This window comes from Limosilactobacillus sp. (assembly GCF_041859915.1).
GTDB lineage: Bacteria > Bacillota > Bacilli > Lactobacillales > Lactobacillaceae > Limosilactobacillus.
Map to the genome: position 1 here is coordinate 19857 of NZ_JBFLGB010000015.1, position 9750 is coordinate 29606.

Annotated in this window: 6 protein-coding genes and 1 pseudogene; all 7 read left to right on the forward strand. The window is 46.1% G+C overall.

Annotated elements, in window-relative coordinates; translation table 11 throughout:
- Window positions 1-36 precede the first annotated feature (36 nt).
- Window positions 37-477, forward strand: a complete 441-nt coding sequence (locus ACEYV4_RS03665; protein ID WP_373842079.1) for a MarR family winged helix-turn-helix transcriptional regulator — start codon at window positions 37-39, stop codon at window positions 475-477.
- Window positions 474-2210: an ABC transporter ATP-binding protein gene (locus ACEYV4_RS03670; protein WP_373842080.1), complete on the forward strand. Its 1737-nt coding sequence runs from the start codon at window positions 474-476 to the stop codon at window positions 2208-2210. The genes ACEYV4_RS03665 and ACEYV4_RS03670 overlap by 4 nt, the downstream gene beginning before the upstream one ends.
- Complete coding sequence (locus tag ACEYV4_RS03675; RefSeq protein ID WP_373842081.1) at window positions 2203-3990, forward strand: ABC transporter ATP-binding protein; 1788 nt, start codon at window positions 2203-2205, stop codon at window positions 3988-3990. The genes ACEYV4_RS03670 and ACEYV4_RS03675 overlap by 8 nt, the downstream gene beginning before the upstream one ends.
- Window positions 3991-4154: 164 nt before the next feature.
- The gene (gene uvrB / locus ACEYV4_RS03680; RefSeq protein WP_373842082.1) at window positions 4155-6197 is read left to right on the forward strand and encodes an excinuclease ABC subunit UvrB; all 2043 of its coding nucleotides are present in this window, start codon (window positions 4155-4157) and stop codon (window positions 6195-6197) included.
- An 11-nt stretch (window positions 6198-6208) separates the two neighbouring features.
- On the forward strand, window positions 6209-9106 hold the full coding sequence (gene uvrA, locus ACEYV4_RS03685) for an excinuclease ABC subunit UvrA (protein WP_373842083.1): 2898 nt from the start codon (window positions 6209-6211) through the stop codon (window positions 9104-9106).
- A gap of 121 nt (window positions 9107-9227) precedes the next feature.
- Window positions 9228-9638, forward strand: coding sequence for a DUF523 domain-containing protein (locus tag ACEYV4_RS03690; RefSeq protein WP_373842084.1), 411 nt, complete (start codon window positions 9228-9230; stop codon window positions 9636-9638).
- Between the two features lie 25 nt (window positions 9639-9663).
- Window positions 9664-9750 (forward strand): annotated as a pseudogene (locus ACEYV4_RS03695) (CRISPR-associated endonuclease Cas2); the annotation flags it as partial.

The window sequence follows — 9750 nt, forward strand, 5'->3', positions numbered from 1 at the left end:
ATCTATAGGGACTTTTTAAATTGAAGGACAGATATAATGTATGATGATTTAATCGAAAGACTGGGGATGGCTATTCTGAAGTGCAGTAAGGCCTACACGATGTGGAGCACCACCCACGGCCTCAGTGACTATTACTGTAAGATGTTGTATGAACTGTACCGTCATCCTGGGCAAAGCCAGCGTCAACTTGTTTTGGTGACGGGCAGCCCCAAGCAATCAATCAATAAGGGGATCAAGAAACTGCAAAGGGCTAATTATTTAACATTAACTGCTGATCCACATGATGGGCGGGTAAAGCTTTGTTATCTTAACCGTGCAGGTCAGCAATATGCTAAGCAGAAGCTGACACCATTATTTGAGCTGGAACGGCTGACTGCCGCTCACTTTGGTCGGGAGAAGCTCGTCCAACTTGCCAACTTAAATGAAGAATGGACACAGACGTTTTGTCAATTGTTACGAAAGGAGGGGCAAAAATGAAAGTTTTAATGCCCCATTTGAAACATTATAAAGGAGCAATCGTCGGGGCCACGATCGCTATCATTCTTTCTGCACTGGCCTCACTTTGGCAGCCTTTGCTTTTAAGAAATATCCAGCGGGCCCTGCTGGCGAATCAACAACAGATGGTCTTGCATGACAGTATTTGGTTAGTAATTTTGGGCCTGGTGGCGATTGCGGCCGGAATCTTCAACGTTTACTTTGCCGCTCGGATTGCTCAGGGAGTAACCTCAGACCTGCGAGATCAGACCTATACTAAGATTCAGCAGTTTTCCTTAGCTAATGTGGAACACTTCTCTACTGGATCTTTAACCACTCGACTAATCAACGATATGAACCAAGTCATGAACGTCATGATGACGACCTTTATGATGCTTCTGCGAATTCCCATCATTCTGGTAGGGTCATTTACCTTGGCAATCATTACTCTGCCTCGTTACTGGTGGGCACCAATATTAATGGTAGTCCTGATCGTAGGAGTTGGTATCTGGGTTATTAAGAACATGAACAGTCTGTTCAGACACTACCAGGTCCAGATGGATAAGATTTCAACCCAAGTTAAGGAAACTCTGCAAGGAGTCCGGGTTGTGAAGTCTTTCAACCAGGGTGCGAATGAGAGCCGTCGTTTTGACCAGACCTCCGACCAACTGAATAATTACAATATTCAGATTGGTTATTGGTACTCGACGATCATGCCAGCCTTTCAACTAATTGCTTATATCGTGATTGGTCTCGCTATTTTTCTGATTGGAACCACAATTAATGCCCACCCGACGGACGTGACGGTTATCAGTCCTTATGTTTCTTACGTATTTACCCTCCTATTCGCAATCATGATCGGGGGAATGGTTATCATGACCTTTTCCCGGGGGATGGTTTCCGTACGCCGGATTGGAGAGATCTTAGATACCAAACCGAGTGTCGTTTACCCGACTACTGATAATGTTAAGACACCTTTGCCAGGGGCCATCGAATTTGACCACGTTTCCTTTGCCTATCCGGGAAGTCCCGACCAAACCCTGAAAGATATTTCATTTAAAATAGCCCCCAAACAGATGATTGGAATTGTTGGGGCTACTGGATCGGGGAAGTCTACCCTGGCCCAGCTGATTGCCCGGTTATATGACCCTACTAGTGGGACCGTTAAAGTCGGTGGCCATGATGTGAAAACGCTGAGCGAGCGAACTCTGCGTCGAACGGTGGCCTTTGTCCTGCAACGGGCGATCCTATTCTCCGGAACCATTGCTGATAACCTGCGGCAAGGAAAGGTGACGGCTAACGAAGAAGAATTGGATCGTGCCGCCAACATTGCCCAAGCTCAGGAATTTATTGATAACTATCCGGATAAGTTCAATCATGTCGTAGAAGAACGGTCAGCCAACTTCTCCGGGGGCCAAAAGCAACGGTTATCAATTGCCCGGGGTGTAATTGGTCAACCGCCAATCTTAATTCTTGACGATTCGACCTCAGCACTGGATGCCGAATCAGAAAAGCTGGTTCAACAGGCTTTGGAACATGATCTGCCGAATACCACGACCCTGATGATTGCGGAAAAGATCAGTTCCGTTCAACACGCTGATCAAATCTTAGTTCTCGATGATGGACGGCTGGTGGCTACGGGTACTCACCAAGAATTGCTTAAGAGCTCGCCAGTTTATCAGGAAATCTATCGGACTCAAAAGGCCAAGGAAAGGAGGGCCGATCTCGATGAATAAGGAACCAGAAGAAAGCAACACTAAGGAAGCACTGGGCTATTTTTACCGTTACCTTCGACCATACTGGAAGGGAATCCTAGTGGTCATTGTGCTGAGTTTGTTGGCTACGGTTGCCCAGATCATGGCCCCATTGTTTATGGGGAATGCCGTTGCTAGTTTAACTAGTTTCGTCAAGTCGGCTTTTCGTGGCCATGCGCACTTAGTCAGTTTCTATCAAGCTCTCGGGTTAATGTTAGGGGCCTACGTGTTAGGAATTCTGGCAACTTTTATTGCCTGGATGGTAATGTCAAGGTTTAATGCCAATTCCACTAATGATATGCGGGAACACCTTTTTAGCAAGTTTCAACGGATGACAATTCGTTACTTTGATACCCACCAGGATGGCAAGTTGCTCTCACTATTTACCTCCGACTTGGATAATATTTTCAATGCCCTTAATCAAGCCGTCTTCGCGATTGTTTCTCAGGGGGCGCTCTTCATTGGGACCGTGGTCGTGATGTTCTATGTCAACACCACGATGGCCTTACTAACGGTCGCCACTACCCCATTAATCTTAGTGGTCAGCCTGGTGATTATGCGTAAAGCCCGCTACTATCTTGACCGCCAACAAGATGAGATTGGGGCCTTGAACGGCTATATTAACGAACAAATTAATGGCCAGCGGGTGATCATTACCAACGGCTTACGTGACCAATCAGTACGGGGATTCCGCAAATATAATAACCGCGTTCGGCATGCAATGTTTAATGGACAATTCTATTCGGGGATGCTTTTCCCGTTACTGAATGGATTATCGCTTTTGAACCTGGCAATCGTGATCGCTGGTGGTTCCTGGTTGATTGTCGCTGGTCAGATCGGCCAAGCGGTTGGTCTGGGTCTAATCGTCACCTTTGTTTCTTATTCTCAGACCTATTTTCAACCGCTAACCCAATTGACGTCGATTTATTCGATGATCCAACTAGCTTTGACCGGTGCACGGCGATTAAACGCGGTCGAAGAGCAACCGGAAGAAGATCGGGTATCAAATGGGCAGGTTATGACTGGCCTCAAGAATGGTGTCCAATTGACGAATATTCATTTTGGCTATACACCAGACCGGGAAATCTTGCATGGTGTTAATGTTGGTGTCGATAAAGGTAAAGAAGTGGCAATTGTTGGACCAACTGGATCGGGAAAGACGACGATTATGAACTTAGTTAACCGCTTCTATGACGTTGACTCCGGTCATGTGCGCTTCGATGGGACAGATGTTCGGGACATCACGTTGCAATCCTTACGCGATAATGTTGGAATCGTTTTGCAGGACTCAATCCTGTTTACCGGAACGATTGAAGATAACATTAAATATGGGAAACCAGCAGCCACTCATGATGAAGTGGTGGCCGCGGCCAAGGAAGCCCAGATTCATGACTTTATCATGACCCTGCCGGATGGCTATGCTACCCGGGTTTCCGATGAGAATGCCGTTTTCTCAACTGGACAAAAACAGTTGATTTCGATTGCCCGGACGATTTTGACTAACCCAACTTTCTTGATTTTAGATGAAGCAACCTCGAACGTTGATACGGTCACCGAAGCTAAGATTCAGAAAGCCATGGATGCAGTCATTTCTGGCCGAACGAGCTTCGTGATCGCCCACCGTTTGAAGACAATCCTGAATGCAGACCAGATTGTGGTGCTCAAAGATGGCCAGGTGATTGAGCGTGGTACTCACCAGCAACTCTTAGCTAAGCATGGTTTTTACTATGATTTGTATACTAGTCAAATGACATTTGAATAAGGAGGGTTATTATTAACCTTAATACAATCCTGGATTTGCTACTATCCAAATCAATAGACGAACGCATGTTTAGGTGCTAAACTGAATACGGTATTAAATGAAGAGAAGGGTAAATACCTTTCTCTTTTTCGTTATTTATGACGGTATAAACGGGGGGATTGCGTGTGATTTACCGACAACCTGACAGAAAATTTGACTTAGTTTCTGATTATAAGCCGACAGGGGATCAGCCCGAAGCAATTGACAAATTGACTAAGGGTATCCGAGCTGGTGACAAGGCTCAGATCCTGTTGGGGGCGACCGGGACCGGGAAGACCTTCACGATTTCTAACGTGATTGCTAATATCAACAAACCAACCCTGATCTTGTCACATAATAAGACCTTAGCTGGTCAACTATATGGTGAGATGAAAAAATTCTTCCCTCATAATGCGGTTGAATACTTTGTTTCCTATTATGATTACTACCAGCCTGAAGCATATGTACCCTCCAGTGATACCTATATTGAGAAGGATGCTTCAATCAACGATGAGATTGATAAGCTCCGTAATGCTGCTACAACAGCTCTCTTGGAGCGTAACGATGTGATTGTGGTGGCCTCGGTTTCTAGCATCTTTGGTCTTGGTAATCCAAATGAGTACCAAAACAGTGTAATTTCCCTTCATGTTGGTCAGCAACTTGATCGAGACTTTCTTCTGCGACAATTAGTAACGATTCAGTACGATCGTAATGATATTGACTTCCAGCGGGGTCGCTTTCGAGTCCATGGTGACGTAGTTGAAATTTTTCCCGCTTCACATGGAGAAACTGCTTTACGGATCGAATTCTTCGGTGATGAGATTGACCGGATTCGGGAAGTTGATGCCTTAACTGGCGAGGTTAAGGGTGACCGACAGGAAGTCTCAATCTTTCCAGCAACCCACTTTATGACCAACGAAGACATTATGGATGTCGCCCTGCCCGAGATTGAAGCTGACATGAAGAAACAGGTCAAAAAGTTTACGGACGAGGGTAAACTACTCGAAGCTGAACGGATCCAACAACGAACTAGTTATGACATTGAAATGATGCGTGAGGTCGGCTACGTCAACGGAATCGAAAACTATTCACGTTACATGGACCGACGAAAACCAGGCGAGCCACCATATACCTTACTTGATTTCTTCCCGAAGGATTACCTGATGGTAGTTGACGAATCCCACCAGACGATGCCTCAGGTGCGGGGAATGTATAACGGTGACCGGGCACGAAAGAAGATGTTGATCGATTATGGCTTCCGATTGCCGAGTGCCCTGGATAACCGCCCATTGAAGTTGTCCGAGTTTGAAAAGCACGTCAACCAGGTTGTCTATATGTCTGCTACCCCGGGTCCGTACGAGATGAAGCAAACCGATCATGTTGTCCAACAGATTATTCGGCCAACTGGTCTGCTTGATCCAACGATCGAGGTACGGCCGGTGATGGGCCAGATCGATGACTTAGTTGGTGAAATCAATAAGCGAATCGAGCACCATGAACGAGTCTTTGTAACTACCTTAACTAAGAAGATGTCCGAAGATCTGACCGATTATTTAAAGGATCTCGGACTCAAAGTTAGGTATCTTCATTCCGATATCAAGACGCTGGAACGGACTCAGATTATTCGGGATTTACGGTTAGGTAAGTTTGATGTTTTAGTTGGCATCAACCTTCTTCGTGAGGGCCTCGACGTGCCAGAAGTTTCCCTGGTGGCAATCCTCGATGCCGATAAGGAAGGCTTCTTGCGGAATGAGCGTTCCCTGATTCAGACGATTGGACGGGCTGCCCGGAATGAACATGGGGCGGTGATTATGTATGCCGATACGATTACTGAATCGATGCAGAAAGCAATTGATGAGACTAAGCGGCGTCGACAGATTCAGATGGCTTACAATAAGAAATACCACATTACTCCAAAGACGATTGTTAAGCCAATTCAAGATGCCATTTCGGCTACCACGAAGAGTGAGGATACTGGTAAAAAGGAAGATTCAACCGAATTTACAACCAGGGACTTTGCTAAATTATCTAAGTCCGCTCAACAAAAGATGGTTGACGAACTGACCGAACAGATGAAAGCAGCGGCCAAACGACTCGATTTTGAACAGGCAGCCACGTTGCGTGATACCGTAATGGAATTAAAGGCTCAGATGACAGGTAAAAAGTCGAAGAAAGCTGGTAAAAAATAAGGAGGATAGGTATGGCAAACGATAAAATCGTGATTCATGGTGCTCGGGCCCACAACCTGAAGAACATTGACGTGACAATTCCCAAAAATAAACTGGTGGTGATTACCGGACTTTCGGGTTCTGGGAAGAGTTCACTAGCGTTTGACACCCTCTATGCCGAAGGGCAACGTCGTTATGTGGAGAGCCTTTCCGCTTATGCCCGGCAATTTTTGGGACAGATGGATAAGCCTGATGTTGACTCGATTGATGGCTTATCCCCAGCCATTTCAATTGACCAGAAGACGACTTCGCATAATCCACGGTCGACTGTTGGAACGGTGACCGAGATTAATGATTTCTTGCGGTTGCTCTGGGCACGAGCTGGAACACCAATTTGTCCCAATGACCATATTCCGATTACCAGTCAATCACCTGACCAGATGGTAGATCGGGTCTTGAAGCTACCCGAACGGACCCGTCTTCAGATCCTGTCACCGATTATCCGGGACAAGAAGGGAACCCAGAAAAAAGTCTTTGCCAAGATCAAACGGGAAGGCTTTGTCCGGGTCCAAGTCGATGGTGAAACCTATGAATTGGATGAGGTCCCAGAATTAAACAAGAACCAGAAGCACACCGTCAACGTGGTGATTGACCGGATCATCATTAAAGATGGGATTCGCTCACGGCTTTTTGAATCCTTTGAGGCAGCGCTGCGTTTGAGCAATGGTTATGCGGTCGCTGATGTAATCGGTGGGAAACCAATTCCATTTTCTGAAAAGTATGCCTGCCCAATTTGTGGCTTCACGGTTGGCGAGCTGGAGCCCCGACTCTTTTCCTTTAATGCCCCGATCGGTGCTTGCCCAGCTTGTGAGGGTCTTGGTTCAAAGCTGGAAGTCGATGTTGACTTGGTAGTTCCCGACCGTACTAAGACTTTGCGTGAAGGGGCGATGGTGCCATGGAATCCAATCTCGTCTCAATACTATCCACAACTTTTGGAACAGTTCTGTCAATCGGCGGGGATCGATATGGACACGCCGTTTAATCAGTTATCGAAGAAACAACAGAAACAGGTTCTTTATGGTAATGGTGATACCACCTTTCATTTTCATTATGAGAATGACTTTGGTGGGGTTCGGGATGTTGACGTACCGTTCGAGGGTGTTGTTAACAACATCAGTCGACGTTATCGTGAAACGAATTCCGATTTCACTCGGGAGCAGATGCGTAAGTACATGACCGAGCTACCATGTCCGGTTTGTCATGGTTACCGTCTTAACGAACGTGCCCTGGCCGTCAAAATTGATGGTAAAAACATCGGTGAAATTTCAGAGTTGCCGATCAGCAAGTCAATCAAATTCTTCAGGGGCGTTAAGCTATCGAAGCAACACGAAAAAATTGCCAAGCCGATCTTGAAGGAAATCCTGGATCGACTGACCTTTATGCAAAACGTCGGGGTCGATTATCTGACCCTCAGCCGTTCGGCACGAACCCTTTCCGGTGGGGAAGCTCAACGAATCCGGCTGGCCACCCAGATCGGTTCTAACCTTTCCGGGGTTATGTATGTCCTCGATGAACCGTCGATTGGCCTCCACCAACGGGACAATGACCGTTTGATCTCCTCGCTGAAGGCAATGCGGGATCTTGGTAATACCCTGATCGTGGTTGAACACGATGAAGACACGATGCGGGCAGCGGATTACATCATTGATATTGGTCCCGGTGCCGGCGAAAATGGTGGCCGGGTAATGGCCGCTGGAACACCGAAACAAATCATGCGGTCCCGTAAATCCCTGACCGGCCAGTACCTTTCTGGCAAAAAGATGATTGAGGTGCCGACCAGACGCCGCCAGGGTAACGGTAAGCACATTATCTTAAAAGGAGCGGCTGCCAATAATCTTAAGAATATCAACGTTGACTTTCCCCTTGGTAAGTTTATCTGCGTGACCGGAGTTTCTGGTTCCGGTAAATCAACCCTGGTCAACCTAATTTTGAAACGGGTTCTCGCCCAAAAGCTAAACAATAATTCCGCTAAACCGGGTAAATATAAGTCAATCTCAGGGGTTAAGAACATCGAAAAAGTGATCAGCATTGACCAGTCACCGATTGGTCGAACGCCACGATCTAATCCAGCCACTTACACCGGAGTCTTTGATGATATCCGGGAACTCTTCGCCCAGACTAACCAGGCTAAGATGCGTGGCTATACCAAGGGACGCTTTAGCTTTAACGTTAAGGGTGGCCGGTGTGAAGCCTGTCATGGTGACGGTATCATTAAGATTGAAATGAACTTTTTGCCCGATGTCTACGTACCGTGTGAGGTTTGTCATGGAACCCGGTACAATTCTGAAACCCTGGAGGTTGAATACAAGGGTAAAAACATTGCCGACGTACTTAATATGACTGTTTCCGAAGCTTTAAAGTTTTTTCACAATATTCCGAAGATTCGGCGGAAGCTGCAGACGATTGAAGATGTTGGCCTGGGCTATGTTCACCTTGGTCAGCCAGCAACGACCTTGTCCGGTGGGGAGGCCCAGCGAATGAAGTTGGCTGCTGAATTACACCGCCAATCGCACGGTAAGTCTTTTTATATTTTGGATGAACCAACGACTGGTCTTCACTTAGAGGATATTAAGCGTTTATTGAGTGTTCTCCAACGTTTAGTGGATGCTGGTAATACTGTTTTAGTGATTGAGCACGAATTAGACGTGGTTAAATCCGCCGATTGGCTAATTGATCTTGGCCCTGAAGGTGGTGAGGGCGGTGGCCGTGTTGTCGCTACCGGAACACCAGAAGAGGTTGCTCAAGCTAAGGGTAGTTACACCGGTTACTACCTTAAGCAAATGTTGGCTCGGGATAAGCAACGGATGGCCGAGCGAGCCGCTAAACAGGCTAAGAAACGTTCACGACGGAAACAGAAGAGTAAAAAATAAAGTAGAATGAAAAAAGAAGAGTTAGCAAAGGATCCTTTGCTAACTCTTTTTTCGTTAACATAAATAAAAGATAATAGCAGTATAATGAAATTAATTATTTAACGAGGGGAAGTTGTGTTAAGTGATCTTATTAAGTGCTTGTTTGGCAGGCTTCAATGTGCGTTACGATGGTGGTAATGCCAAAAATGACCTTGCGGCTCGGTTAGTAGCTTTTGGACAAGCAGTTACGGTCTGTCCCGAGGTAATGGGTGGAATGAGCACTCCACGTGAACCGGCTGAAATTCAGGGTGGGGATGGTACTGACGTTATTGCCGGTCGTGCTAGAGTTGTTAATCGTCGAGGAATTGACGTTACTAGACAATATCTTCAGGGAGCACAATTGGCCCTTGGCATTGCCCGTCGTCCTTTAGGTTCCTCTGCAGCTGCCAATACTTTCTATATTCCTGAGGAATATCTTAAGAATGATATGTTCCAGAATTCAATCAAGGCATATTTAAGTCCAAACAAAAATATGCGAGAATTATGGTGTTAGAGTTCAAAATTCTGTTTTTGAATGTTTGGTTGATTACGCTCATCTTGAGATACTAAAGGAAGAACTGTTGGATGAGATTGATACTGATCACGACAGCTTATATTTCTTCAAC

Excerpts from the sequence above, each read along its gene's own strand:
- ACEYV4_RS03670 (WP_373842080.1), top strand. The coding sequence starts at position 474 with ATGAAAGTTTTAATGCCCCATTTGAAACATTATAAAGGAGCAATCGTC.
- ACEYV4_RS03665 (WP_373842079.1), top strand. The coding sequence starts at position 37 with ATGTATGATGATTTAATCGAAAGACTGGGGATGGCTATTCTGAAGTGC.
- uvrA (WP_373842083.1), top strand. The coding sequence starts at position 6,209 with ATGGCAAACGATAAAATCGTGATTCATGGTGCTCGGGCCCACAACCTG.
- ACEYV4_RS03675 (WP_373842081.1), top strand. The coding sequence starts at position 2,203 with ATGAATAAGGAACCAGAAGAAAGCAACACTAAGGAAGCACTGGGCTAT.